Genomic DNA, 25,511 nt, shown 5'->3' with positions numbered 1-25,511 from the left:
CGAGGTGGTCAGTCCTTTGCAGGCCCTACTGAACAGGGCCGCGGCCACCCGGATCGAGGTCGGGCGCCGACCGTTGTCGGTCTATGACGAGCTGACCGGCACCCGTCCCTTCACCACCCATCGAGCGACGTAGCTACCTTCTTGAGCGAGCTCACCAGCAACCGCATCCGCACCACGGCCGGCAAGCTCAGCCTGCCTACCTCGCGGAGACCATCAACGAGTTCACCCGTCGGGCCGATGAAGCGAAGATGGGCTACCTCGACTTTCTCGACCTGGTCCGCTCCGAATGCGAGGCAGACCTCATTGCGAAGACCCGCAGGCCGCACACCGAGTGACAAAGCAGCAGCGATGGAGACGGAGACCGTCGATCATCGTCCGGCGCGAGAACACACGTCCCGAGCCCCCGCGTTGTCTCATCCACGATCCGGCGTCTACTGCAGTGAGCGATTTCCCGACGCCTGAAGCTCTGCGCGACCCAACTCGGGACTCCCTGCGACGAGAACCTGGCCCTCCACGGTTCCGTACGCACGATCAGCAAGCAGGAATCGCGCACGCAAAGTACGCCCAAACCTCATCAGCCCAGAGCACGTAGCAGGTCAGCTGCCTCAGACAGTCGGCGCGCCAGACCTGCTACCCGCCGGCCCGCGACTTCAGCCGGTGCCAACTATCCCGCTTTTGTGCCAACTGAAAAGCCTCGTCACCCAGCGGTTCAGCGCCGTACGCGGGGCATTCCGAGGCCGATCCACGAGATGATCTCGCGCTGGATCTCGTTGTTGCCGCCGCCGAAGGTGAAGATGACGGCGGAGCGGTAGCCGCGTTCCAGTTCGCCGTGCAGCACCGCGCCGGCCGAGCCCTCTTTGAGGGGGCCGGCGGACCCGACGATCTCCATCAGCCAGGCGTAGGCGTCCCGGCGGGCCTCGGAGCCGTAGACCTTGACCGCGGAGGCGTCCTGCGGGGTGAGGGTGCCCTGCTGGAGCGCGTCGACCATCTGCCAGTTCAGCAGCTTCATGGCGTCGAGTCGGGTGTGGGTGCGGGCCAGCCGTCCGCGCACCCAGCCCAGGTCGATGACCCGGCGGCCGTCGGTGAGCTTGGTGTCGGCGGCCCAGCGCTGGACGTTGTGCAGCGCGCGGATGGCCATGGTGCCGTGGGCGGCGAGGGTGACCCGCTCGTGGTTGAGCTGGTTGGTGATGATCCGCCAGCCCTTGTTCTCCTGGCCGACGCGGCGGGAGGCCGGGACGGTGATGTTCTCGTAGTAGCTGGCGGTGGTGTCGTGCGAGGCGAGGGTGTTGATCAGGGTGCAGGAGTAGCCGGGGTCGCTGGTGGGGACGAGAAGCATGGTGATGCCCTTGTGGGGCGGGGCTGCCGGGTCGGTGCGCACGGCGAGCCATACCCAGTCCGCGGTGTCGCCGTTGGTCGTCCAGATCTTCTGCCCGTTGACGACGTAGTGCCCGCTCTCCTCGTCGCCCTCGCGTACGGCGCGGGTCTTGAGGGCGGCCAGGTCGGTGCCGGCGTCCGGTTCGCTGTAGCCGATGGCGAAGTCGATCTCGCCGGAGAGGATCCGGGGCAGGAAGTAGGCCTTCTGCTCGTCGGTGCCGAACTGCATGATCGTCGGGCCGACGGTGTTCAGCGCCATCAGCGGCAGCGGCACGCCCGCCTGGGCCGCCTCGTCGAAGAAGATGAACTGTTCCGTCGGGGACAGACCGCGCCCGCCGAACTCCTTGGGCCAGCCGACACCGAGCCAGCCGTCGGCGCCCAGCCTGCGTACGGTCTCGCGGTAGAAGCGCTTCTGGGCGGCGGGGCCGGTGAGGGGGGCGTCTTCGGCGGCCTCGGAGCCGTGGCCCGCGTGGGCGTGGTCCGGCACCAGCTCGGCGAAGTATGTGCGCAGCTCGGCGCGCAACTGCTGCTGCTCGGGGGTGTATTCGAGGTGCACGGCCCCTCCAGTTCGTCCGGTCCGGTCGTCCGGCCCGAGGGGCACAGCATGCTGACGGCCCGTCGGTTGCCGGATCGAGGGGCACAGTAGAACTTGTTCCAGTAATACGGAAGGGCGGCGAGCGGGAGGTACGTCCGGTCCGGTCGGGCCGACCGGGAGAGGCGACGGGCGGACCGGCCGGGAAAAGGCGGCGGGCGGACCGGCGGGGAAAGGGCGGCGGGCGGGTCACCCGTCCGCCGTCGGTCAGGGCACGATCGAGTCGACGTACCCGCCGTCGACGCGGACGGCCGCACCGGTCGTCGCCGAGGCGAACGGGGAGCTGAGATAGACCACCATGGCGGCGATCTCCTCCGGCTCGATCATTCGCTGGATCAGCGACTGCGGCCGGTACTCCCGCATGAACGCACGCTGCGCCTCGTCCCACGACAGATCCCGGCCGACGATGTCACGGACGAAGTCCTCGACCCCGCCCGTATGGGTCGGTCCGGCGATCACCGAGTTCACGCACACCCCGCTCCCCGCCGCCTCCTTCGCAAAGCCCCGGGACACCGCGAGCAGCGCGGTCTTTGACATCCCGTAATGAATCATCTCCGCCGGAATCACCAGGGCGGAGTCGCTGGCGATGTTCTGGATGCGGCCCCAGCCGCGTTCGGTCATTCCGGGCAGATAGCGGCGGATCATCCGGACGGCCGTGAGCACATTGATCTCGAAATACCGCCGCCACTCGGCGTCATCGATCTGCAGAGCGGGCTTGGGGCCGAAGATGCCCAGGTTGTTGATGAGGATGTCCGCCTGCGATACGGCCTCGACGACCTGGGCGAAGCCGCTGTCGGTGCCGATGTCGCCGGGCGCCGCGAGAAATGCCGCGCCCGGTTCCTGGGCACGCATCCGCTGCAGCGCCTCATTCACGGACCTGGCGCTGCGGCCGTTCACGGCGACCCGGGCGCCGGCGCGGGCCAGCCCCATGGCGATGGCCGCCCCGATGCCTTGGGTGGAGCCGGTCACCATCGCGGTCCGGCCGGTGAGATCGATCTGCACGCTTCTTCTCCGTTCTCGGTTTCCCGCCCCTGAACCCCGCGCGCCGGCCCTGCCCACCGCACACACGAAGGCCCGGCCCGGCACCTCCGCGGCACCGGACCGGGCCTTACCCGGGCTCCATCAGCCCACGGCGTGCTTCGCCGGGGTGTTCGCCTGCACCCGGGTGTGCTGCACGTCCTTGCAGTACTTCACGTAGCCGCTGTTGGTCACGTACTTCGCCGAGACCCACGCCGGCCGCTCGTTGCGCGTCAGGTACCAGACGGAGTTGCCGCGGACACTCTGGGTGCGCACCTTGCACACCAGGCCGACCTGTGAGCGGTGACGGAGGTAGCCCCGCACGGAGGAATCGGTGCTGGGGTACTGACGCTGGCTCAGACCCGCCTTGGCAGTGACCACGCCGAAGGGCTTGTTGGGTGCGGGCGCCGCCTGGGCCGGGGCCGCGGAGAGCAGCGTCGCGCCGAGGGCGACGGCTGCGGTCAGTGCGCCCGCGCCGGCTGCGAGCTGTTTACCTCGGGCCACGAGGAGGTCGGTCGTGGACATAGGGGTCTCCTGTTCTCGACGCGCAATGCCACCCATTGGCGCGAAGTGGACATTACGCGCAATCACCTCGCGGAATGTGGTGAAACGACGAACAGGCCGCCGATCGTGTGACAGCGCAAGTGCGCCCGGGTCACGGGCAGTCGCCGCCCCGCCGGCACACGGAGCCGCCGAGGGTCATCCCTCGGTACCGGCCCGATGGATCCCGAAGTGTCCCCCCTGCGGATCCCGGATCACCGCGACCCTCGGTCCCGCGGGCACATCCGTCGGGGGCACCAGGAGCATGCCCCCCGACTCGGCGGCCCGGGCGGCCGTCCCATCGACGTCGGCAACCGCGAAGTACGGCAGCCAGTGCGCCCTGACGTCGTCCGGATAGAACTCGTCCAGCGCGCTCATACCGCCGAAGTCGGCGCCGTCGATACCCCATTGCGGATAGTCCGCGTGGGTACCCACGGTCCAGCCGAAGATCCGCGTGTAGAAGGCCTTGGCGGCCTCCGCGTCCCGGGTGGCGAGCTCGACCCAGCCGAGCGAGCCCGGTGCGTTGAACACCGCGGCGCCGGCGAAGGAACGGCCCTGCCACAGCGAGAACACCGCGCCTTCCGGGTCGGCCACGACGGCGAAGCGGCCCAGGTCGAAGACGTCCATCGGCCCCATCAGCTGCCGCCCGCCCGCCTCGGCGACCGCCGCGGCCTGCGCGTCGGCGTCCCGCGTCGCGAACGACACGGTCCAGGCAGTGGGCTGCCCGGGGGTGTAGAGGGAGGTCAGCGCGGCGACCGGGGCGCCCCCGAGGTAGAGCATGGTGTAGCCGCCCGCCTCCTCCCGCGCGTCGGTCTCGGCGCGCCAGCCGAAGACCTGGCGGTAGTACACCTTGGCGGCGTCCACGTCCGACGTACCCAGCTCTACCCAGCAGGGCGCGCCGGGTGTGGGCTCAGTGATCTTCACGGTGTGTTCCGTCCCTCCGCGCCGAGCCGTGGCCGGGCGGTGCCGCGCTCGCGTCCGCACCCTGCCGGTCGGTATCCGTACGCTGCCGATCGTCCGATGGGTGCGACAGGGCCGCAACCGGAGGGCGGACGGCGGGCCGGCCCAGCCGCCCGGGAGCGCGGTGTCGGCCGGTGCCCGGCGGGGCCGGGTCTTCTGGGGTGCGCGGCGGCCGGGTGTCGGCCGGGTCATGACAGGCGATCACCTCTCGTGACCGGGCAACGCGGGAAGCGGGGGCGGCGCGCGGCGCGGCGGGCGGATTGGCCGGATCCCGTGGTGACGGCATCGGCCCCGCTACGGCCGCAGGTCACCGGAGCCGGCGCGCAGATGGCGCAGCGAGCCGCGCGGGGCGTCGGGGGCGAGGGCCTCGGCCAGGACGCGGGCGGCGGCCGCGGCGGCCTCGGCGGCGCGGGGCAGCATGGCCGTTTCGTAGGCGCGTACCGCCTCGTCAGGGTCACCGTGTCCGGCGAGGGCCTGGGCGAGTTCAGCGCCGTCGAGCATCGCGAGGCCGGCGCCCGCGCCGGCGAACGGGGACATCAGATGCGCGGCGTCGCCGAGCAGGGTCAGGCCCGGGGTGTGGGTCCAGGTGTGCGGCACCGGCAGGGCGAACAGCGGCCGATTGAGGAACCCGCCCTCGTTGTCCCGCAGCAGCGCCAGCAGCCGCTCGTCCCAGCCCGCGAACCGGTCGAGCAGCGCGGCGCGGACGGCCTCGGTGTCCGCCCTGTGCACCCCCGCCTCCAGCGCCCAGTCCTCGGAGCCGCGGAAGGCGGCACAGAGGCGGATGCGGCCGCGGCTGTCGCGGTGGGCGATCAGCGCCTTGTCGGCGGACTCGGCCCTCATGCTGCCGCCGCCGACCAGACGGGCGACATCCGGGTGACGGGTGTCGGCGTCCTCGAATCGGGACTCGACGACGGTGACACCGGTGTAGTGGGGGGTGGCGTCGGAGAGCATCGGCCGGACCCTGGACCAGGCGCCGTCGGCGCCGATGACCAGGTCGAAGGTCTCGGTGTGGCCGTCGTCGAACTCGGCCTTGTGGCGGCCGTCGCCGAGCGGATGCAGGGTGCGCAGATAGCTGCCCCAGCGCACGCTTTCCGGAGTGAGGGAGTCCAGCAGCAGCCGGCGCAGCTCGCCCCGGTCGATCTCGGGGCGGCCGGTCTCGCCGGGGGCGGGGGTGTACTGGAAGAGCACCGTCGCGGTGTGGTCGAGCAGCCGCATCTCCTGCCCCTCGGGGCGGGCGAGAGCGGCGAACTCCTCGTGCAGACCGGCGGCCCGCAGTGCCGCCTGACCTTCCGTCATCTGCAGCGCCAGGGCACCGGCTTGCGGGCGGGCGTCCGCGGACGCTTCGTGGTCGAAGACGGTGACCGGTACGCCGTGGCACTGCAGGACGCGGGCACAGGTCAGCCCGCCGGGGCCGGCGCCGATGATCGCGATACGGGGAGTGGTGGGGGCCATGGCGCTCCTCAGCTGGGCAAGACGGCAGCCTCGCCCCTCAGAGAAGCACATCGACCAAACAGTGCCATCGACCTGCTTTCCGGGCGATTCACTCACGCGCCGCCGGATCGACGGCAGGGACACAGGCGGTAGTTCAGTGGAGTGAGCAGGCGTGAAGACGGGTAGATCACCCCAGGTCGGGGCCTCGCGACGGCTCTTCGGTGGATCTCCGCCCGACAAAAGGGACAGTTGATCGTTTAACGCAGGCGCGTTTGCAAGTTTAGGTATGCCTAACCTAACGTAACGACGCGTGCCGACGATCAAACCAACTGCCACCGCACCCCCTGTGCCCGATGCGCGACCCGCCGCGAACGCCCTGCGGCGCGTCCCGCTGTTCGTGGCCGGGCTCTGTGTCCTGACGGTCTGTGCTGCCCTGAGCCTCGCCCTCGGCGCCCGGTCCGTACCGCTGTCCACCGTGTGGGACGCGCTGTCCGGCACCGTCCACGGGCGGGATGCCCTTGTGGTGACGGGACTTCGGCTGCCACGGACCGTGGTGGCCCTCGCGGTCGGCGCGGCCCTCGGTGTCGCCGGCGCGGTCGTCCAGGGCGTCACCCGCAACCCGCTCGCGTCCCCGACGACGCTCGGCATCAACGCGGGCGCGGGCTTCGCGGTGGTCACCGCGATCTATGCACTGCATCTGACCCGCCCCGCCCAGTACGTCTGGTTCGCGTTCGCGGGAGCCGCGGCCGCCGCGCTGTTCGCCCAGGCGCTGGCCCGGCGCGCGGGTGATCTCGACCCCGCGCGCCTCGCGCTGGGCGGCACCGTCCTCCAACTCGTCCTGCTCTCCTGGACGTCGACGGTCATGCTGGCCAGCAAGCGGTCGCTGGACGAGGCCCGGTTCTGGATGGCCGGTTCGCTGGCCGAGCGCCCGCTGTCGGTGCTCTACCCGGTGCTGCCGACCCTGGCGCTCGGTCTGGTCCTCGCGCTGGCCCTCGCCCCCGCCCTCAACGCGCTGGCGCTGGGCGACGATGCGGCGCAGGCGCTGGGCGTACGGGTGGCCCGGATCCGCGTGGCCGGCGGTCTGGCCGTCGTACTGCTCGCCGCGTCGGCGGTGGCCGTGGCCGGTCCGCTCGCCTTCATCGGGCTGGCCGCACCGCATCTGGTCCGCCAGCTGCTGCGCACCTCCGACCACCGGATCCTGGTGCCCGGCTGCCTGATAGCCGGGCCCCTGCTGCTGCTCACCGCCGACATCCTCGGACGGATCGTCATCCGGCCGTCCGAGCTGCAGGTCGGCATCATCAGCGCGTTCCTCGGCGCGCCGCTGCTGGCGCTGCTGGCCCGGAAGGTGGCCCGATGACCGACGGCATACGGAGCACGAAGGCGCTCGGCTCGCCGTCCTCCGCCCCGCCCCAGGCCCCGGCCCGCGGACGCAAGCCCGCGGTCCGCCGGACCCCGCTGCTCGCCCTCGCCGGCGTCGTGGTGCTCGCCGTACTGGTGACGGTGTCCGTGGCCAACGGCGATATGCCGCTGCCGCCCGCCGATGCGGTCAAGGGCCTGTTCGGTATCGGCGATTCGGCCACGGTGCTGGTGGTCCAGGAGTTCCGGGCCCCGCGGATGGTCGCGGCGATCGTCGCGGGGACGGGTCTGGCGGTGGCCGGTGCCCTGCTGCAGCGGCTGTTCCGCAATCCGCTCGCCTCCCCCGATGTGATGGGCGTGACCGGCGGCGCCTCGTTCGGCGCGGTGGCGATGCTGGCCGCCGGGGCCTCGCAGGCGCTGATGCCGCTGGCCGCGCTGGGTGGCGGGCTGCTCGCCGCGGCGCTGCTGGGGGTGTTCGGCTGGCGCTCCGGGGTCAGTGTGACCCGCCTGGTGCTGGTCGGTCTCGCCGTGCAGGCGGGCCTGTCCGCGGCGGTGACGTTCATGGTCGTCCGCTTCCCCACTGAACTCGCGGGGTCGGCCCTGCAGTGGACGACGGGGTCGGTGTACGGGCGGACCTGGACCGAAGTGTGGTCCGCCGGCGGGGCGATGGCCGTGGGGCTGCTCGGCGCCTTCGCGCTGCACCGCCGGCTCGCCGTCCTCGACCTGGGCGACGACTCGGCCGGCGCGCTCGGGCTGCGCACCCACGCCGCCCGTCTGCAGGTCCTGGTCATCGCCATCGTGCTCGCCTCGCTGGCCGCCGCGCTCACCGGCCCGGTCGCCTTCGTCGCGCTCGCCGTTCCGCACACGGTGCGGTTCCTCGCCGGGCCGCCGACCGCCGGGACGCTGGCGCTGTCCGGCCTCGCCGGTGCCGTACTGCTGCTCGCCTCCGATCTCGTGGCGCAGTACCTGCTGCCGGTCGGCGGGCTGCCGGTCGGAGTGGTCACCGCCACTCTGGGCGCGCCGTGGCTGCTGGTGTTGATGATCCGTCAGAGCAGTTCCGTCAACAGGAGTGTCCGATGACCGCCAACCAGCTCTCCACCCAGGGACTCGATCTGCGCTACGGCGACCGGCTGATCGTCGGCGGCCTCGATCTGGTGCTGCCCGGCGGCGCCGTCACCGCCGTCGTGGGCCCCAACGCCTGTGGCAAGTCGACCCTGTTGCGCGGTCTGACCCGGCTGCTGGCGCCGGCCGCCGGCACCGTCGCGCTGGACGGCGCCGATATCCACCGGATGCCGGCGCGGGCGCTGGCCCTGCGGATGGGGCTGCTCCCCCAACAGCCGGTCACCCCCGAGGCGATCACGGTCGAGGCGCTGGTACGCCTGGGCCGCTATCCGCACCAGCGGCTGCTGAGCCCCTGGTCGACGGCGGATCAGCAGGCGGTGGAGGAGGCGCTGCGGCGCACCGGCACCGTGGAGCTGCGCGACCAGCCCGTCGACCGGCTCTCCGGCGGCCAGCGGCAGCGCGCCTGGATCGCGCTCGCGCTGGCGCAGGACACCGAGCTGCTGCTGCTCGACGAGCCGACCACGTTCCTGGATCTGCGGCACCAGCTCGATGTCCTCGATCTGGTCGCCGCGCTGCACTCCGAGGCCGGCCGCACCGTGGTGATGGTGCTGCACGACCTCGGGCAGGCCGCCCGTTACGCGGATCACCTCGTGGTCCTCAAGGACGGGCGGCTGGCGGCGGCCGGCGCACCGGCGGACGTACTCGACGCGGAGCTGGTCAAGTCCGTGTTCGACGTGGACTGCCGGGTCATCCCCGACCCCGAGACCGGCACCCCGCTGGTCGTCCCCAAGGGCAGCGCGAAACGGCACACCACCGCCGCCTGACCCCACCGCTCCCCCACGACCTCTCCCTTTTCCGCTCCCCGTAAGGAAGTTGCACCCTCATGCTCACCAGATCCACTCTTCACGGCGCCGGCCGGCTGCCGGCCGCACTGCTCGCCGTCGTCCTGGGCGCGGGCGCCCTCACCGCGTGCGGCGGCGGCTCGTCCTCGGCCGGCGACGACGCGGCGAAGGGCGGCGCCGGCTTCCCGCGCACCGTCAAGAGCGCCATGGGCGGCGAGGTGAAGATCCCCGCCAAGCCCAAGCGCGTGGTCGTCCTGGACACCGGTGAGCTCGACGATGTCACCACCCTCGGCGTCAAGCCCGTCGGCGCGGTCTCCCCGCACATGAAGACCGAGGGCGGCTTCCCCACCTACCTCAAGGACGAGATCGGGGGCGTCAAGGACGTCGGTCCCCTGCTGGAGCCGAACCTCGAAAAGATCATCTCCCTGAAGCCCGACCTGATCCTGTCCTCCAAGGTCCGGCACGAGAAGATCTACGACAAGCTCAAGCAGATCGCGCCGACCGTCTTCACCGAGACCACCGGCGGTCCCTGGAAGGCCAATCTGAAGGTCCACGCCAAGGCGCTGGGTCTGGAGAAGCAGGCCGACCGGAAGCTGAAGGAGTACGAGACCCGCGCCAAGGCGCTGGGCGAGGCCATCAAGAAGAAGTACCACGGCAAGATGCCCTCGGCGTCCGTGGTCCGCTTCGTCGCCGGCCCGACCCGCCTCTACCAGAAGTCCTCCTACAGCGGCGTGGTGCTGAACGACATCGGCCTGGCCCGGCCGACGTCGCAGAGCTCGACCGCCCCGGTCAAGACGATGCTCGACGTCAGCCCGGAGCAGATCGACAAGGCTGACGCCGACCTGGTGTTCGTGACCGTCGCCGACTCGCCGGACAAGACCCAGCAGAAGGACGTCACGTCCAACCCCGTCTGGAAGGACCTGCCGGCCGTCAAGAAGCACAAGGTCTTCGACGTGCCCGACGAGACCTGGATGTCCGGCATCGGCATCCAGGCCGCCGAGCACATGCTCGCCGACGTGGCGAAGGCCACCGGCGTGCCGTTGCCGAAGAGCTGACGCGCCCGAAACGGGGGTGGGCCGCCGTCCCCACGGCCCGCCCCCGTCCCCGATGTCCCCCGCACCACCCTTGATCCTGAAGGACCCCGCCCATGCGGATGTATCTGCTCGCTCTCAACCCCACCGACTCGGTCACCGAGGGATTTCTCCCCGCCGCCGCCCGCCTCGGTCTCGATGTCACGGTGCTGACGGACCAGCCCGAAGCACACCGGCGCACCTGCGACCGGGCCGAGGTCCTGGAGTGCGACGTCCATGACTTCCGCGCCGTCATCCATCGCATAGCCGGCCATCACCCGGCCGCCGCGGTCTTCACCAACAGCGACCATCTGCAGACCCAGGCGGCCCTGGCCGCCGAGTACTTCGGGCTGCCCGGCAAGGACTGGCGGGCCGCGCTGCGCGCCAAGAACAAGGCCGAGATGCGCCGCCATCTCGCCGCTTCCGGCACCGACACCGTGCGGTCAGCGGAGCTCGCCCCCGGCCAGGACCCGTCCGCGCTCACCGCCGCGGAGCTGCCCTACCCCTGCGTCGTCAAGCCCCGCGAGGGCGTGGCCAGCGAGGATGTGATGCTGGCCGCCGGCCCCGGGGAACTGGTGGCGCGCGCCACGGAGATCCAGGCGCGGCGCCCGCAGGCGGCGCTGGTCGCCGAGGAGTTCCTGGCCGGCGAGCTGTACACCCTGGAGACCCTCGGTGACGGCCGGCTGCGCCATGTCCTGGGCGGTTTCCACACCACCCTCTCCGCGCCGCCGGCCTTCATCGAGGAGCGGCACGACTTCGTCGCCGCCCACCCGGAACCGGTCGTCGCGCAGGTGCTCGCCCAACTCGACGCGCTGGGCGTCGGATTCGGCGCCTGCCACACCGAGTTCGTGGTGCACGAGGGCCGGGCGCGGCTCATCGAGGTGAACTACCGCGTCATCGGCGACCAGTGCGATCTGCTGCTCGCCCAGGTGCTGGGCATCGAGCTGTTCGAGCACGTCCTGCGGACCCATCTCGGCGAGCCGCTGCCCGCCGATCTCGGTGCCCGGCAGGACGGTGCGGGCCGGGTGGAGTACGCCCTCGCCGACCGGGCCGGCACGCTCACCGCCGCGCCCGCCGCCACCGACCGCGACGCGGACGGCGTACGGCTGGCCTACCGGCCGCTGCGCGCGGTCGGCGCCGAGCACCCGCTCTACCGCACCAACCGCGACTACCTCGGCGTCCTGCGGTCCACCGGCACCGACCGCAGCGTGCTGGACCGGGTCGCGGAAGACTTCTTCGCCGCGGAGCGCTGGGAGATCTCGTCATGACCGTCTCCCTCGACACCGGCACCGACGCGGCCGGGGAGGACACGGCCGGCGCGGCCGAGGAGTCCGAGCTGCTGCTGCGGGTGCTGAGCGCGCTGCTGCGCGAGGACGTGGTCGGGCTGCGCACCCGCGGCACGCTGCTGGAGCGGCCGGACGGCCCCTGGCTGCGGCTGCCCGCCGACCCGGCCGCCGGTGCCCTGCTGCTGCCGCTGGGCGCGGACGGGTACCAGAGCACCTATGCGGCCCGGCTGCCGCTGCTCGTCCGCGAATCCGACGGCGCCCGGCTCACGTCGGTCGACGAGATCCTCACCGCTCTGCGCACCCTCGCCGATCCGGCCGACCACCCCGGCTTCGACGCCTTCGCCGAGGAGTGCCGGCAGACCCTGGCGACGATGCGGCTGCACACCCGCACCCGGGACGAGGTCGACCACATCCTGACCGAACGTCATGGCGCCTCGTCCGAGGGCTGGCGGGGAGTGGACGGCGGTCTGGCGTACGACACGCTCGCCGCGCGCATCGACCACCCCGTCTACCCGACCTCGCGGGGCCGCTCCGGTCTGGACGAGGGCCAACTGCGGGCCTACGCACCGGAGTTCCGTCCGGACTTCGCGCTGCACTGGCTGGCCGTACCCCGCACCGCGATGACCGTCGCGGGCGGCGCCGCGGCGCTGCCCGACTGCTGGCCGACGCCGGCGGAGCTGGATCTGCCGCACCTCGACGACAGCCATCTCGCGCTCCCCGTCCACCCGTTGACCCTCGGCGACGCGCTGCACGAGGCGCTGCGCGAGACCGGTCTGGAGCGCGAGGCGGTGCTGTCCGACCGTGCACTGCTCGGGGCGGTGCCGACCCTGTCGATGCGGACCGTGGCGGTGGACGACGATCCCCGGCTGCATCTGAAGCTGCCGCTGGCCACCGCGACGCTGGGGCTGCGCAACCGGCGCACCATCAAGCCCCGCACGCTCATCGACGGTGCCGAGGGCCAGCGGCTGCTGGACAAGGTGATCGCCCGCGAGCCGCGCTTCGCCGAGTCGATCCTGCAGGCCGACGAGACGGTCTACGCACACGCCGACCACGAGCTGCTCGCCGTGCTGTGCCGGCGCTACCCGGCCGGGCTGGAAGGCAGTGCCGTGGTGCCGATGGCCGCGCTGCTGGCCCGGGCGCCCGGCGGACGGCTGGTGATCGACGAGCTCGCCGACCGCTTCTACGGCGGTGACGCGCCGGCCCTGCTGGACGCCTGTCTGGCCCTGCTCTTCGACTGGCAGACCACCCTGTTCGGCTACGGCTTCGGCCTGGAGTCGCACCAGCAGAACATCTCGCTGGTACTGGACGAGGGGGCGCACGGCACCCGGCTGCGGCTGCTGTTCAAGGACAACGACGCGCCGCGCATCAACGCCGTACGGCTGCGGGAGACCCTGGGCGAGGACGCCCCGGACCCCGCGGACTTCGCCGATCCGCGGATCTTCGCGGACCACGACCGGCCGGTGCTGGACCTGTTCACCACCATCACCCTCCATCTGTGCGCGGGCTCCTACGCCTTCGGGCTGGCCCGGCACGGACGCGCCCCGCTCGACCGGCTGCTGGGCCAGGTCCGCGACCGGCTCGCCGAGGCCGTCGCACGGCTGGGCACCGCACCGGGCGGGCCGGGCGCCGCGCTGCGCGCACACCTCCTGGACGCCCCGGAGCTGCCGGTCAAGGCGATGGTCAGCGCCGGCACCCTGCTGTCCAAGGAGCGGTCCGGCGCCGCCGACATCAACAAGCACTACACCACCGGCCCCAACTATCTGCTGCCGACGGGGACTTCCCGATGAGCCCGATGAAAACCGCCACCTCCCCACGCGTCGAACCGGCGGCCGTCGAGACGAAGACCGGCCCCGGCCTCGCCCGCCGTCAGGTGTTCGCCGTGGCCGGCTGCTACTTCGTGGCCTCGTTCGCCGCGCTGGGCCTGCCGCCGTACCTCACCGAAATCCTGCCCGAGCTGGGCGACGGCGCCGCCCGCTGGGCCGGTCTGCTCTACATCGTGCCCACCATCTTCGGCGCCCTCGGTGCGCCGCTGTGGGGACGGCTCGCCGACCGGTTCGGCCGCAAACGGCTGCTGCTGCGGGCGCAGTTGGGACTCGCCGCGGCGTTCCTGCTGGCGGGCTGGGCCGACTCGATCGGCACCTTCGCCGCCGCCCTGGTGATCCAGGGCGTACTGGGCGGCACGTTCGCCGCGTCGAACGGCTACCTGGGGGCGGCGCTGGAGGGCCATGCGCTGTCCCGGGCGCTGACGCTGATGCAGGGCAGTGCCCGCGCGGCGCTGGTGTGCGCGCCGATCGTGGTCGGCTCGCTGACGCCGTGGCTGTCGCCGCACCGCCAGTACGCGCTGCTGGCCGTGCTGCCGCTGGCCGCCGCGGCGATGCTGGCGGCGCTGCCGGAGCCCCCGCGGTCCCGGCCCGCACCACCGCAGGCCACCACCGCGGAGACCGAGGCGGACGGCACCCCGGTGGTCGAGGCCGCCGCCGAGCCCTCCGGGCGTGCCCCGGCCGCTTCCCTGCGGGCCCTGTACGCCATCGAGTTCGCCTTCGTCTTCTCCACCGTCATCTCCTTCCCGTATCTGATCTCCCTCATCAAGGAGCGCATACCGGGCACCGGCCCGATGGTGTCCGGTGTCCTGTTCGCCCTGCCGCACATGTGCTACCTGGTCGCGGCGATCCCGGTGCACTCGCTCTTCCGCAGCCGCCCCCGGACCGGCATCGCGCTCGGCTTCGGCTGTATCGCGCTGGGCCTGGCCGGGCACGGCATCGCCGACTCGCTCACCTCGTTCGTCGCGGTGCGTCTGGTGCTCGGCGCCGGCCTCACCCTGGGCCTGGTCTGTATGTCGGTGCTGGCCGCCGACTGTGCCAAGGGCCGCGCCCCCGGCGGGCTGTTCGGCTCGATCGAATTCTTCTCCAAGGCCGGCGCGGTCACCGCCGGTGTGGCCGCAGCGGCCGGAAACGACTGGTTCGGCCCCACCGCGCCCGTCCTGACCGGCACCGCGATAGCGCTGGTCACCGTGTTGGCGACCGCCCTCCCCCGTACTCTCCGCACCCGCAGGAGCCTTCGATGCCCTCGCTGACCAATTCGCCCACCACCGCCCCGGCCTGCGCCGCCCCCGCCGGTCTGCCCACCGCGGACCAGGCCGTGGCGCACACCCTGCTCAACTGCCTGCTGCGGGAGGTGTCCGGACCCGAGCACCAGACCGCCGTCGACCACGGCCGGCTGCTGCTGCGGCTGCCGCGGCGCGGGGTGCTGCTGCGGGTCGCGCTGCGCCGTACCTCGCTGCTCGGCGCGCACCGGTTCACCGGCCCGGTGTCCGAACAGACCGCCGACGGCTGGGCCGAGGTCGGCTGGCGCCGGCTGGCCGAGTATGTGCACGCCGAGCTGTCGCTGCGGACCGGGGTGCACAACGAGGAGTTCCTGGCGCAGATCGCCTCCAGCCATCAGGCCGTCTCCGCGGCGCTGTCGGCCCGTACGGAGCAGGGCACCGCCGCCGGCCAGGCCGCGGCGGACGACTGGCAGTCCGCCTATGTCACCTCCGAGCAGGCGCTGATCCTCGGCCACCGCTTCCACCCGACCCCCAAGGCCCGCACCGGCGACCCCGCCGCCTGGCAGTCGTACGCCCCCGAGACCGGAGCCGTCTTCCCGCTGCTGCTGCTCGCCGTACGCGAGGAGCTGATCGCCGAGGAGGTGTCCGCCGACGGTGCCACCGAGCCCCTGGACGCGCTGCACACCGACGTCCCGGACGGCTACCGGCTGCTGCCCGTCCACCCCTGGCAGTACGAGCTGCTGCGCGACCACGCGGGCCTGCAGGAGGCGCTGGACCGCGACGACATCCGCGTCCTGGGCACCAGCGAGACGCCGTTCGCCGCCACCGCGTCGGTGCGCACGCTCTACGACGGCGACGCCTTCCTGAAGTTCAGCCTGAACGTCCGGATCACCAACTGCCTGCGGAAGAACGCCAGTTACGAGCTGTCCGGCGCGGTGGCCCTCACCCGCCTGCTCGCCCCGGCGCTCACCGACCTCGCCACCCGCTTCCCCGGCAGCGCGGTGCTCCGTGAACCCGCCTACCGCAGCCTCGCGCTGCCCGGCGCCGACGGCCGCCCGGACACCGAACTGCTCGAAGGGTTCGGGGTCATCGTCCGCGAAGGCCTGTCCCAGCAGCTGCTGCCGGGCACCACCCCGCTGCTGGCGGCCGCGGTCGCCGACGAGTACCCCACCAGCCCGGCACACATCTCCCGCCTCCTGGACGGTGCCGGCCCGCAGGCCGCGCTGGAGTGGTGGGCCGCCTACCTCAATCTGCTCCTGCCGCCGGTGCTCGCCGCCTACTTCGACCACGGCCTGGTGCTGGAGCCGCATCTGCAGAACGTGCTGGTCTGTGTCGACGGCGACGGCATGCCCGCACAGGTCCTCTTCCGTGACCTGGAGGGCACCAAGCTCGTCCCCGAGCACCACACCGAGCTGCTGGCCTCGCTGCCGGGACGGATCGCGGCGCCGATGACCTACGACGCCCAGCGCGGCTGGGACCGCGTCGTGTACTGCCTGCTGGTCAACCACGTCGCCGAGATGCTCGCCGCGCTCGCCGATCTGCACCCGGACACCGAGACGGACCTGTGGGCGCAGGTCCGCCGCACCCTGCAGACCCACGCGGACCGCTACGGCTGCCCGCCGCGGCTGGCCGCCCTGCTGGCCGGCGTCCCGCTGCCCGCCAAGGCCAATCTGCTCACCCGCTGGGAGCGCAAGGCCGACCGCGAGGCCGGCTATGTCCTGCTGCCCTCGCCGCTGGCCGAGGCCGTCCTGTCGGGCGCCGTGCGTACCGATGACACCACCCCCTGGAGCGCACGATGACCACTCCCGCCCCCGCTCTCACCCCGCAGGTCCGGGACCGCGCGCTGGCCCTCTCCCCCGGGGAACTGCCCGCCTACCTCTACGACCTGACGGCGCTGCGCACGCATCTGGCGGAGGTCCGGGCCGCCCTGCCCGAGCGCGTGGAGCTGTACTACGCGGCCAAGGCCAACCCGGAGCCGGAGATCCTGGAGGCGCTGCGCCCGTACGTGGACGGCTACGAGGTCTCCTCGGGCGGCGAGCTGGCGCATGTCGGCAAGGCCGTGCCGGGCGCCCCGCTCGCCTTCGGCGGACCGGGCAAGACACCCGCCGAGGTCGCGCAGGCGCTGGAGACCGGTGTGGAGCGCTTCCATCTGGAGAGCGTGTACGAGCTCCACATGCTCGCGAGCCTGGCCGCCCGGCTCGCCCCGGAACGCCGTATCGCGGTGCTGGCCCGCTTCAACCTGCCGGTCGACGACGGCTCCCTGGACGGCAGTTCGCTCGCCATGGGCGGCCGCCCCACCCCCTTCGGCCTGGACCCCGCGCAGGCCGGTGAGGTCGTCGCCCTGCTCACCGACGGCACCTACCCGCAGCTCGAACTCCGCGGCATCCACGCCCACTTGGCCAGCGGCCTGGAGGCGCCCGAGCAACTCGCCGTGTCGGAGTCCATCGTGACGTGGGCCGCCGAGCTGGCCGCGCACCACCGCATCCCCCTCTCCGAGGTGACCATCGGAGGCGGGATGGCCGTCGACTACGCCGCCCCGGAGCGCCGTTTCGACTGGACCGCGTTCGGTGCGGGCCTGGCCCGGCTCGCCGCCGCCCACCCCGGCTTCACCCTGCGCATCGAGCCCGGCCGGGCGCTCACCGCGTACTGCGGCTGGTACGCCACCGAGGTGCTGGATGTGAAGCACAGCCACGGTGAGGAGTTCGCCGTGGTCCGCGGCGGCACCCACCATCTGCGCACCCCCGCGACCAAGGGCCATGACCAGCCCTGCACGGTCCTGCCGTCCGACGCGCCCTGGCCGCACCCCTGGCCGCGGTCGGCGGCGCGGGGCGGCGAGGTCACCGTCACCGGGCAGCTGTGCACCCCCAAGGACGTCCTCGCCCGCAACGTCCCGGCGCCGGGGCTGCGGGCCGGCGACCGGGTGGTGTTCGGGGTCGCCGGGGCGTACGCCTGGAACATCTCGCACCACGACTTCCTGATGCACCCGCGCCCTGGCTTCCACTTCCTCGGCGCCGCGGAGCCCGGCACGACCGAGGAGGCCTGAGATGCTCCGCCCCAACGCGGTCCGGCAGCGGCTCGCCGCGGGCGAGGAGGTGCACGGCCTGTTCGGCACCCTGCCCGAGCCCGCGATGGTCGAGATGATCGGCTGCGCCGGCTATGACTTCGTCATTCTGGACACCGAGCACACCCTCGTCGACCCGCAGCAGCTGGAGAACCTCATCAGGGCCGCCGAGACGACCGGGCTCACCCCCTTCGTCCGGGTCCCCGAGGCCGACCCCGGCGCCGTGCTGCGCGCCCTGGACGCCGGGGCGATGGGCATCGTCGTCCCGCACGTCCGCCGGCGCGCGGACATCGACGCGACGATCCGCGCCGCCCGTTACGCGCCCGAGGGCATGCGCTCCCTCAACGGCGGCCGGGGCCCCGGCTTCGGCCGCATCGACCCGGCCGAGTACATCCGCCGGGCCAACGAGGAGATCATGGTCGTGGCGCTCATCGAGGACGCCGAGGGGGTCGACGCGATCGACGAGATCCTCTCCCCCAGCGGCGTCGACCTCGTCCTGCCGGGTCCCGGCGATCTCTCCCAGTCCTACGGAGTGCCCTGGCAGGTCCGGCACCCCCGCGTCCGGGAAGCGGTCGAGGCCGTCCGCGGCGCCTGCGCCCGCCACATGGTTCCGTTCTGCGCCATGTCCACCACACCGGAGCGCCGCGCCGAGTGGCACGCCGACGGCGTGCGGGCCTTCGTCCTGGGCGAGGACCGCGATCTGACGGCGCGGGCGCTGCGCGGGCATCTGGAGCGGACCGCCGGGCGGGGGTGACGGCAACTCCATCGGCGGTATCCACTCGCGCTTCGGAGGGGTAACTGATGACCGGGTAACCGATCGTCCGAAGGAGCTGAGCGGGACATGGCCCAGAACACAGCATTCATGATCGCGGGAGCGGGGCTGGCCGGCGCGAAGGCCGCGGAGACACTGCGGGCGGAGGGCTTCGACGGCCCCGTTCTGCTGCTGGGTGACGAGCACGAGCGTCCCTACGAGCGTCCGCCACTGTCCAAGGGCTACCTCCTGGGGAGCTCCGAGAAGGAGAAGGTGTACGTCCATCCGCCCCAGTGGTACGCGGAGCACGACGTCGATCTGCGCCTGGGCAACGCCGTCACCGCCCTCGACCCGGCCGCCCACGAAGTGACCCTCGCCGACGGCAGCCGGCTGGGCTACGCCAAGCTGCTGCTGGCCACCGGCTCCACACCGCGGCTGCTGCCGGTGCCCGGCGCGGACCTCGACGGGGTCCACACGCTGCGGCGTCTGGCGGACAGCGACCGCCTCAAGGACCTCTTCCGGTCCGCTTCCCGGATCGTGGTGATCGGCGGCGGCTGGATCGGGCTGGAGACCACGGCCGCCGCGCGCGCGGCCGGGGTCGAGGTGACCGTGCTGGAGTCGGCGCCGCTGCCCCTGCTGGGAGTGCTGGGCCGGGAGGCCGCCCAGATCTTCGCCGATCTGCACACCGAGCACGGCGTCGCGCTGCGCTGCGGCACCCAGGTCACGGAGATCACCGGCACGGACGGTGCGGTGGACGGGGTACGGCTGGCCGACGGCACCCGCATCGCGGCCGATGCGGTCATCGTCGGCGTCGGGATCACGCCCAACAGCGAGGTGGCCGCCGCGGCCGGGCTCAAGGTCGACAACGGTGTCGTCGTGGACCAGCGGCTGTGCTCCTCCCACCCGGACATCTACGCCGCCGGCGATGTCGCCAACGCCTACCACCCCCTCCTGGGCAGGCACCTCCGCGTCGAACACTGGGCCAACGCCCTCAACCAGCCGCAGACCGCGGCCAAGGCCATGCTGGGCCAGGAGGTCGGCTACGACCGGCTGCCGTACTTCTTCACCGACCAGTACGACCTGGGCATGGAGTACACCGGCCATGTGGAACCGGAGGGATACGACCGTGTCGTGTTCCGCGGCGACACCGGTGCCCGTGAGTTCATCGCCTTCTGGCTGTCCGGCGGCCGGGTGCTGGCCGGGATGAATGTGAACGTCTGGGACGTCACCGAGCCGATCGGGGCCCTGGTGGCGAGCGGGCGGGCCGTGGACCCCGAGCGGCTCGCCGATCCGGACGTACCGCTGGGCGATCTGGTCCCCTGAGCGGCGGCCGCCGGCCGATCTCACGTGGCGCGTCCGGCGACTGTGTGGCCGCCGTAACGACGGGTGATCGCTTGACGTGACACCTGGTTAACGGGCGGTTCGTACCGTGGAGCGGAGCATCCGACCACGAAGGGGACCGCCCGTGACCGCACCGGAACCGCCGGCCGAGAGCCTCACGCAGGTGCGGACGGCATGCTCGTACTGCGGCGTCGGCTGCGGGATCGTGCTGGATGTCGCGACGGGCCCGGACGGGCGGCGGACGGTCCGCAGGGCGGCCGGTGACAAGGCCCACCCGGCGAACGGCGGGCGGCTGTGCACGAAGGGCGCGACCAGCGCCGAGCTGCTCACCGCGCCGGGGCGGCTGTCGACCGCTCTGGTGCGCGCGGACCGTGGTGACGAGCCGGTGGCCGAGTCGATGGAAACGGCGGTCAAGCAGACCGCCGCGCGGCTGCGCGAGATCGTCGACGAGCACGGCCCGGACGCCCTCGCCCTCTATGTCTCCGGTCAAATGACCCTGGAGGCACAGTACTTGGCGAACAAGCTCGCCAAGGGCTTCGTACGTACCCGGCACATCGAGTCCAACTCGCGGCTGTGCATGGCGAGCGCGGGCAGCGGCTACAAGCTGTCGCTGGGCGCGGACGGCCCGCCCGGCTCGTACGAGGACTTCGAGCACGCCGAGGTCTTCTTCGTCATCGGCTCGAACATGGCCGACTGCCACCCGATTCTCTTCCTGCGGATGATGGAACGGGTGAAGGCGGGCGCCAAGCTGATCGTGGTGGATCCCCGGCGCACCGCCACCGCGGCCAAGGCCGATCTGTTTCTGCAGGTCGCGCCGGGTACGGATCTGGCGCTGCTGAACGGTCTGCTGCATCTGCTGGTCGAAGGCGGCGCCCTCGACGCGGAGTTCATCGCCGAGCACACCGAGGGCTGGGAGGCGATGCCGGACTTTCTCCGCGACTATCCGCCCGCGACGGTCGCGGAGATCACCGGGATACCGGAGGCGGACCTCCGCCGGGCCGCGGAGTGGATCGGCGCGGCGGGCGACTGGATGAGCTGCTGGACCATGGGCCTGAACCAGAGCACCCATGGCACCTGGAACACCAACGCACTGATCAACCTGCATCTGGCGACCGGCGCGATCTGCCGCCCCGGCAGCGGCCCGTTCTCGCTCACCGGCCAGCCCAACGCGATGGGCGGCCGCGAGATGGGCTATATGGGGCCGGGCCTGCCCGGCCAGCGCTCGACGCTGGTGGCGGAGGACCGGGCGTTCGTCGAGGACCTGTGGGGCCTGGAGGCGGGCACGGTGCGGGCGGACGAGCCCGGCCGGGGGACCGTCGAGATGTTCCGGCGGATGGCGGACGGGGACATCAAGGCCTGCTGGATCATCTGCACCAACCCCGTCGCCTCGGTCGCCAACCGCCGGACGGTCATCGAGGGGCTGGAGGCGGCGCAATTCGTCGTCTCGCAGGACGTCTTCGCGGAGACTGAGACCCATGCGTACGCCGATGTGGTGCTGCCGGCAGCCATGTGGACCGAGTCCGAGGGCGTGATGGTCAACTCCGAGCGCAATCTGACGCTGCTCCGGCAGGCCGCCGACGCCCCGGGCGAGGCCTGGCCGGACTGGCGGATCATCGCCCGGATCGCCTGCGAGATGGGGTACGAGGACGCCTTCGACTACCGGAGCGCGGAGGAGATATTCGAGGAGATCAAGCGCGCCTGGAACCCGCAGACCGGCTATGACCTGCGCGGGGTGAGCTATGAGCGGCTGCGGCACACCCCCGTGCAGTGGCCCAGCGCGGCCGCCGACGGACCCGACCGCAATCCGGTGCGCTACCTGAACGACGGCATCAGCCAGACCCTGGAGGAGCGGCCGGACGGCACCCGTCCCCGGCTTTCCTTCCCCACCGCCGGCGGCCGGGCCGCCTTCTTCGCCCGTCCGCATCTTCCGGCGGCCGAGCTGCCCGACGACGACTTCCCCTATGTGCTGAACACCGGCCGGCTGCCGCACCAGTGGCACACCCTGACCAAGACCGGCAAGGTCGCCAAGCTGAACAAGCTCAACCCCGGCCCCTTCGTGGAGCTCCATCCGCACGATGCCCAGGCGCTGGGCATCGCCGAGGGCGACACCGTCGAGGTCGCCTCGCGGCGCGGCCGGGCGGTGCTGCCCGCCGTGCTGACCGACCGGGTACGGCCCGGGAACTGCTTTGCGCCGTTCCACTGGAACGATCTGTTCGGCGAGTACCTCAGCGTCAATGCGGTGACCCATGACGCGGTCGACCCGGTCTCCTTCCAGCCCGAGTTCAAGGCGTGCGCGGTGTCGTTGGCCAGGGTGGCGGGCGAGGCGGGACGCGGGCAGGGAGGGGCCGGCGCGGCACATACGGGCGGCGTACCCGAGGCCGGCACGGCGCACGGGGGCGGCCTGCCCGAGACCGGCGCGGGCCGGGGCGCCGGCCCGGAGGGTGCGGTGGCGGTGCTGTCCGAGGTGTTCCAGCTCGCCGGCTCCGCCCCGCCGGTGCTGGCCGAGCACGAACGCCGCTATCTGTCCGGCTTCCTCGCCGGGCTGGGCTCCGGGCGCACCGCCGGCACGCCCGTGCTGCCCGCCCAGGCGCCCCTGGATCCGGAGAGTGCGCTGTGGGTCAACGGCGTGCTGGCCGGGATGTTCTCGCGGGCGCCGGACGCCCGGCCGGCGACGGCGGCGGACCCGGCGGACGCCCCCGCCGAAGCGGACGGCGCCCCGCCCGCACGTACGGTCCTCGTCCTGTGGGCCTCCCAGACCGGCAACGCGGAGGAGGTCGCCACCGACACGGCCCGGCGGCTGCAGGGCAGCGGGCGGGACGCGACGCTGCTGAGCATGGCCGACAGCGCACCGGCGACGCTGCCGCGCGGCGCCGATCTGCTCCTGGTCACCAGCACCTTCGGTGACGGCGACGCCCCCGACAACGGGGCGGGATTCTGGGATGTCCTCAACGCGCCGGACAGCCCCCGACTGGACGGTGTGCGCTACTCCGTCCTCGCGCTGGGCGACTCGTCGTACGACGATTTCTGCGGCCACGGCCGCCGGCTCGACGACCGGCTCGCCGAACTGGGTGCGGTGCGGCTGGCACCGCGTACGGACTGCGAACCGGACTACGAGCAGCCCGCGGGACGGTGGCTCGACCAGGTGCTCACGGCCCTGGAGGCCGGCGCGGAGACGGGCGACGCCACGGACACCGGCACCGCCGGGGCGCCGGACCCGGCGGCGCCCGCACCGGATGCCGCCCCGGCTCCCGCGGCGCCGGCCGCCACCCGCCCCTCCAAGGCCGCGCCCGTCACCGTCCGCCTCGTCGGCAATCAGCTGCTCAGCCGTGCCGGGGCCACCAAGGAGGTACGGCAGTTCACCTTCGACACCCGTGACGGCGACGGCACCCCACTGGACTACGAGGTGGGTGACGCGCTCGGCGTGCTGCCGCGGAACTGCCCGGAGCTCGTCGCGGAGTGGCTGGCCGTCACCGGCCTCGATCCGGCCACCGGCGTCGACCTCACCGGACTGGGCACGGTGCCGCTGGGCGAGGCGCTGCACCGCCATCTGGACATCACCCGGATCACCCCCGGCCTCCTCCGGCTGGTCACCGAACGCACCGGTGACCGGGTCCTGAAAAAGCTGCTGCGGCCGGACAACAAGGGCGAGTTGGCCCAGTGGGCCTGGAGCCGTCAGGCCGTCGACGTCCTGGCCGAACACCCGGTCCGGGCGGGTGCGGCGGAGTGGGCCGGCGTCCTCAAGCGCCTGCAGCCCCGGCAGTACTCCATCTCGTCGAGCCCGCTGACCGATCCCGGTCTGGTCCGTCTGACGGTCTCCGTGGTCCGCTACGAAAACCGCCGGGGGCGCCCGCGGAAGGGCGTGGCCTCCACCTTTCTGGCCGATGCCGAGCCCGGCCGCCCGGTGCCGGTGTTCGTCCAGCGCGCCGCCCACTTCCGTCCGCCGGCCGATCCGGCCACCGCGATGGTGATGGTGGGCCCCGGCACCGGAGTCGCGCCGTTCCTCGGCTTCCTCGACGAGCGGCAGGCCCGCGGCCACCGCGCCCCCAACTGGCTCTTCTTCGGCGAGCAGCGCCGCGCCACGGACTTCTACCACGAGGAGGAGCTCGGCCGGCTGCGCCGCGACGGGCTGCTCACCCGGCTGGACACCGCCTTCTCCCGCGATCAGCGCGCCAAGGTCTACGTCCAGGACCGGATGCGGGAACACGGCGCCCAGCTGTGGTCCTGGCTCCAGGGAGGCGCCCATTTCTATGTGTGCGGTGATGCGTCCCGGATGGCCAAGGACGTCGACCGTGCGCTGCGGGACATCGCCGTCGCACACGGCGGTCTGGCGGAGGAGGCGGCCGCCGGCTACGTCAAGCAGCTCGCGGCGGAGAAGCGCTACGTCCGCGACGTGTACTGAGGAACCCGTCGGCAGGGCCTCGGGGCACTCCCACCGCGTCCTTTCACCTCGTGACCGGAGCGCCTCACGAACGTACCCGTGGATTTTTTTCTTGAACGGGCCGACCAGGGGCATCCGACGGAGGATGGGGAGGAAGGAGAGCGCCATGACCTTGAGGACCATCCACGCCATGACCACCGAATCGACGCCCAAGGAGCCGGGGCCCGTGCCGAGTGACCCGCACCCGGTGCCGCATGACCCGGTGCCGGCCGAGCCGGAACCGGATGAGCCGGGCCCGAACCCGGAGGAGCCGCCCGGCGCGGAGCCGGGCGACCACCCGGCTCCCGAACCGCCCGACTGAGCGGGAACGACCCCGGTTGCAGGCCCTGCACGCCCACAGCAAGGTGTATGGAATGGTGCATGTCGGCTACACGATGATGACCGAACAGGCCGGGCCCCGGGCGCTGGTCGAGCATGTGGTGGGCGCCGAGCGAGCCGGTTTCGACTTCTCGGTGACCTCCGACCACTACTTCCCGTGGCTGGCCTCCCAGGGCCACTCCCCGTACGCCTGGAGCGTGCTGGGCGCGGCGGCGCAGGCGACGGACCGCATCCCGCTGATGACCTATGTGACCTGCCCGACGACCCGCTATCACCCCGCCGTCATCGCCCAGAAGGCCGCAACCATGCAGCTGCTCTCCGGGGGCCGGTTCCGGCTGGGGCTCGGCTCGGGTGAGAACCTCAATGAGCACGTGGTGGGTGCGGGGTGGCCCGCCGCGCCCGTACGGCTGGACAGGCTGGCCGAGGCGATCGAGATCATCCGGGCGCTGTTCCGTGGCGGTGAGGTCACCCACCACGGCACCCACTTCGATGTGGTGCACGCCAGGCTGTGGGATCTGCCCGAGGTGCTGCCGCCGATCGGGGTGGCCGTCTCGGGCGCCCGGTCCTGTGAGATCGCCGGCCGGCTGGCCGATCTGGTCATCGCCACCGAGCCCAGGGGTGAGCTGCTGACCACCTTCGACCGGCACGGCGGCCAGGGCAAACCGCGGATCGGCCAGCTGCCCGTCTGCTACGACCCCGACCGGAAGGCGGCCGTCGCCCGGGCGCACGAGCAGTTCCGCTGGGCGCTCGGCAGCTGGCCGGTCAACGCCGAGCTGCCGGGCCCGGCCGGCTTCGACGCGACCACGCGGTTCGTGCGGCCGGAGGACATCGCGGAGGCCTTCCCGTGCGGCGACGACGTCGGCCGCTTCGTCGACGCGGTACGCACCTATGTGGACGCGGGCTTCACAGAAGTCGCGCTGGTCCAGATCGGCGGCGCCCACCAGGAGCCGTTCCTGGAGTGGGCCCAGGCCGAGCTGCTGCCCGCACTGCGCACGCTGTGAACGTCCGTTGCACGTCACCTCGACAGGG

19 protein-coding genes and 1 pseudogene are annotated in these 25,511 nt (G+C 72.4%); 15 read left to right on the top strand and 5 right to left on the bottom strand.

The genetic code is table 11. The features are described 5' to 3' along the window. Window positions 1–141 precede the first annotated feature (141 nt). A pseudogene (locus ACGFWI_RS23950) lies at window positions 142–287 on the top strand (AAA family ATPase); the annotation flags it as partial. 422 nt (window positions 288–709) lie between these two features. On the opposite strand, the gene ACGFWI_RS23945 reads toward ACGFWI_RS23950, so the two are convergent. The 5 genes from ACGFWI_RS23945 to ACGFWI_RS23925 all read right to left on the bottom strand — a co-directional run bounded on the left by ACGFWI_RS23945 (window position 710) and on the right by ACGFWI_RS23925 (window position 5,935). Continuing rightward, window positions 710–1,930 (bottom strand): acyl-CoA dehydrogenase family protein, encoded by a 1,221-nt coding sequence (locus tag ACGFWI_RS23945; protein ID WP_393908036.1) that lies wholly within the window; start codon window positions 1,928–1,930, stop codon window positions 710–712. Between the two features lie 243 nt (window positions 1,931–2,173). Then, a complete protein-coding gene (locus ACGFWI_RS23940) occupies window positions 2,174–2,968 on the bottom strand; it encodes an SDR family NAD(P)-dependent oxidoreductase (RefSeq protein ID WP_393908035.1) in 795 nt (264 codons plus the stop codon). A gap of 120 nt (window positions 2,969–3,088) precedes the next feature. After that, window positions 3,089–3,508: an SH3 domain-containing protein gene (locus ACGFWI_RS23935; protein ID WP_393908034.1), complete on the bottom strand. Its 420-nt coding sequence runs from the start codon at window positions 3,506–3,508 to the stop codon at window positions 3,089–3,091. Window positions 3,509–3,682: 174 nt separating this feature from the next. Continuing rightward, a complete protein-coding gene (locus ACGFWI_RS23930; protein WP_393908033.1) occupies window positions 3,683–4,447 on the bottom strand; it encodes a VOC family protein in 765 nt (254 codons plus the stop codon). A gap of 330 nt (window positions 4,448–4,777) precedes the next feature. Further along, on the bottom strand, window positions 4,778–5,935 hold the full coding sequence (locus ACGFWI_RS23925) for an FAD-dependent oxidoreductase (protein WP_393908032.1): 1,158 nt from the start codon (window positions 5,933–5,935) through the stop codon (window positions 4,778–4,780). Between the two features lie 325 nt (window positions 5,936–6,260). Between ACGFWI_RS23925 and ACGFWI_RS23920 the strand changes: the two genes are divergently transcribed. From ACGFWI_RS23920 to ACGFWI_RS23855, 14 genes are all read left to right on the top strand, one after another. Further along, on the top strand, window positions 6,261–7,271 hold the full coding sequence (locus ACGFWI_RS23920; RefSeq protein WP_393908031.1) for a FecCD family ABC transporter permease: 1,011 nt from the start codon (window positions 6,261–6,263) through the stop codon (window positions 7,269–7,271). After that, the gene (locus ACGFWI_RS23915; RefSeq protein WP_393908030.1) at window positions 7,268–8,350 is read left to right on the top strand and encodes a FecCD family ABC transporter permease; all 1,083 of its coding nucleotides are present in this window, start codon (window positions 7,268–7,270) and stop codon (window positions 8,348–8,350) included. Before ACGFWI_RS23920 ends, ACGFWI_RS23915 begins: the two co-directional genes overlap by 4 nt. Next, on the top strand, window positions 8,347–9,156 hold the full coding sequence (locus ACGFWI_RS23910) for an ABC transporter ATP-binding protein (RefSeq protein WP_393908029.1): 810 nt from the start codon (window positions 8,347–8,349) through the stop codon (window positions 9,154–9,156). The genes ACGFWI_RS23915 and ACGFWI_RS23910 overlap by 4 nt, the downstream gene beginning before the upstream one ends. 59 nt (window positions 9,157–9,215) lie before the next feature. Then, on the top strand, window positions 9,216–10,229 hold the full coding sequence (locus ACGFWI_RS23905) for an ABC transporter substrate-binding protein (protein ID WP_393908028.1): 1,014 nt from the start codon (window positions 9,216–9,218) through the stop codon (window positions 10,227–10,229). Between the two features lie 92 nt (window positions 10,230–10,321). Further along, window positions 10,322–11,512: an acetyl-CoA carboxylase biotin carboxylase subunit family protein gene (locus ACGFWI_RS23900; RefSeq protein ID WP_393908027.1), complete on the top strand. Its 1,191-nt coding sequence runs from the start codon at window positions 10,322–10,324 to the stop codon at window positions 11,510–11,512. Further along, window positions 11,509–13,317, top strand: coding sequence for an IucA/IucC family protein (locus tag ACGFWI_RS23895; protein WP_393908026.1), 1,809 nt, complete (start codon window positions 11,509–11,511; stop codon window positions 13,315–13,317). The genes ACGFWI_RS23900 and ACGFWI_RS23895 overlap by 4 nt, the downstream gene beginning before the upstream one ends. Window positions 13,318–13,322: 5 nt before the next feature. Next, a complete protein-coding gene (locus ACGFWI_RS23890; protein WP_393908058.1) occupies window positions 13,323–14,603 on the top strand; it encodes an MFS transporter in 1,281 nt (426 codons plus the stop codon). Continuing rightward, entirely contained in the window at window positions 14,591–16,372 is a 1,782-nt protein-coding gene (locus tag ACGFWI_RS23885) for an IucA/IucC family protein (RefSeq protein WP_393908025.1), read from the top strand. Before ACGFWI_RS23890 ends, ACGFWI_RS23885 begins: the two co-directional genes overlap by 13 nt. Beyond that, window positions 16,369–17,616: a type III PLP-dependent enzyme gene (locus tag ACGFWI_RS23880; RefSeq protein ID WP_393908024.1), complete on the top strand. Its 1,248-nt coding sequence runs from the start codon at window positions 16,369–16,371 to the stop codon at window positions 17,614–17,616. The genes ACGFWI_RS23885 and ACGFWI_RS23880 overlap by 4 nt, the downstream gene beginning before the upstream one ends. 1 nt (window position 17,617) lies before the next feature. Further along, complete coding sequence (locus ACGFWI_RS23875; protein ID WP_393908023.1) at window positions 17,618–18,388, top strand: HpcH/HpaI aldolase/citrate lyase family protein; 771 nt, start codon at window positions 17,618–17,620, stop codon at window positions 18,386–18,388. 87 nt (window positions 18,389–18,475) lie between these two features. Beyond that, the gene (locus ACGFWI_RS23870) at window positions 18,476–19,708 is read left to right on the top strand and encodes an NAD(P)/FAD-dependent oxidoreductase (protein WP_393908022.1); all 1,233 of its coding nucleotides are present in this window, start codon (window positions 18,476–18,478) and stop codon (window positions 19,706–19,708) included. 142 nt (window positions 19,709–19,850) lie between these two features. Continuing rightward, window positions 19,851–24,125 carry a molybdopterin-dependent oxidoreductase gene (locus tag ACGFWI_RS23865; RefSeq protein WP_393908021.1) on the top strand — a complete coding sequence of 1,425 codons (4,275 nt, stop codon included), beginning with the start codon at window positions 19,851–19,853 and terminating at the stop codon, window positions 24,123–24,125. A gap of 145 nt (window positions 24,126–24,270) precedes the next feature. Continuing rightward, on the top strand, window positions 24,271–24,465 hold the full coding sequence (locus tag ACGFWI_RS23860) for a hypothetical protein (RefSeq protein ID WP_393908020.1): 195 nt from the start codon (window positions 24,271–24,273) through the stop codon (window positions 24,463–24,465). 52 nt (window positions 24,466–24,517) lie between these two features. Then, complete coding sequence (locus tag ACGFWI_RS23855; protein WP_393908019.1) at window positions 24,518–25,483, top strand: LLM class F420-dependent oxidoreductase; 966 nt, start codon at window positions 24,518–24,520, stop codon at window positions 25,481–25,483. Window positions 25,484–25,511: the final 28 nt, after the last annotated feature.

The organism is Streptomyces sp. NPDC048434, assembly GCF_043200375.1.
Taxonomy (GTDB): Bacteria; Actinomycetota; Actinomycetes; order Streptomycetales; family Streptomycetaceae; genus Streptomyces.
This window is presented reverse-complemented; position numbering and strand designations above follow the sequence as displayed.

Bases quoted from the DNA above. Each gene is read 5' to 3' on its own strand.
- ACGFWI_RS23870 (WP_393908022.1), top strand. From the start codon at position 18,476: ATGGCCCAGAACACAGCATTCATGATCGCGGGAGCGGGGCTGGCCGGC.
- ACGFWI_RS23890 (WP_393908058.1), top strand. From the start codon at position 13,323: ATGAAAACCGCCACCTCCCCACGCGTCGAACCGGCGGCCGTCGAGACG.
- ACGFWI_RS23885 (WP_393908025.1), top strand. From the start codon at position 14,591: ATGCCCTCGCTGACCAATTCGCCCACCACCGCCCCGGCCTGCGCCGCC.
- ACGFWI_RS23935 (WP_393908034.1), bottom strand. From the start codon at position 3,508: ATGTCCACGACCGACCTCCTCGTGGCCCGAGGTAAACAGCTCGCAGCC.
- ACGFWI_RS23860 (WP_393908020.1), top strand. From the start codon at position 24,271: ATGACCTTGAGGACCATCCACGCCATGACCACCGAATCGACGCCCAAG.
- ACGFWI_RS23855 (WP_393908019.1), top strand. From the start codon at position 24,518: ATGGTGCATGTCGGCTACACGATGATGACCGAACAGGCCGGGCCCCGG.
- ACGFWI_RS23925 (WP_393908032.1), bottom strand. From the start codon at position 5,935: ATGGCCCCCACCACTCCCCGTATCGCGATCATCGGCGCCGGCCCCGGC.
- ACGFWI_RS23910 (WP_393908029.1), top strand. From the start codon at position 8,347: ATGACCGCCAACCAGCTCTCCACCCAGGGACTCGATCTGCGCTACGGC.
- ACGFWI_RS23905 (WP_393908028.1), top strand. From the start codon at position 9,216: ATGCTCACCAGATCCACTCTTCACGGCGCCGGCCGGCTGCCGGCCGCA.
- ACGFWI_RS23880 (WP_393908024.1), top strand. From the start codon at position 16,369: ATGACCACTCCCGCCCCCGCTCTCACCCCGCAGGTCCGGGACCGCGCG.
- ACGFWI_RS23900 (WP_393908027.1), top strand. From the start codon at position 10,322: ATGCGGATGTATCTGCTCGCTCTCAACCCCACCGACTCGGTCACCGAG.
- ACGFWI_RS23895 (WP_393908026.1), top strand. From the start codon at position 11,509: ATGACCGTCTCCCTCGACACCGGCACCGACGCGGCCGGGGAGGACACG.
- ACGFWI_RS23915 (WP_393908030.1), top strand. From the start codon at position 7,268: ATGACCGACGGCATACGGAGCACGAAGGCGCTCGGCTCGCCGTCCTCC.
- ACGFWI_RS23875 (WP_393908023.1), top strand. From the start codon at position 17,618: ATGCTCCGCCCCAACGCGGTCCGGCAGCGGCTCGCCGCGGGCGAGGAG.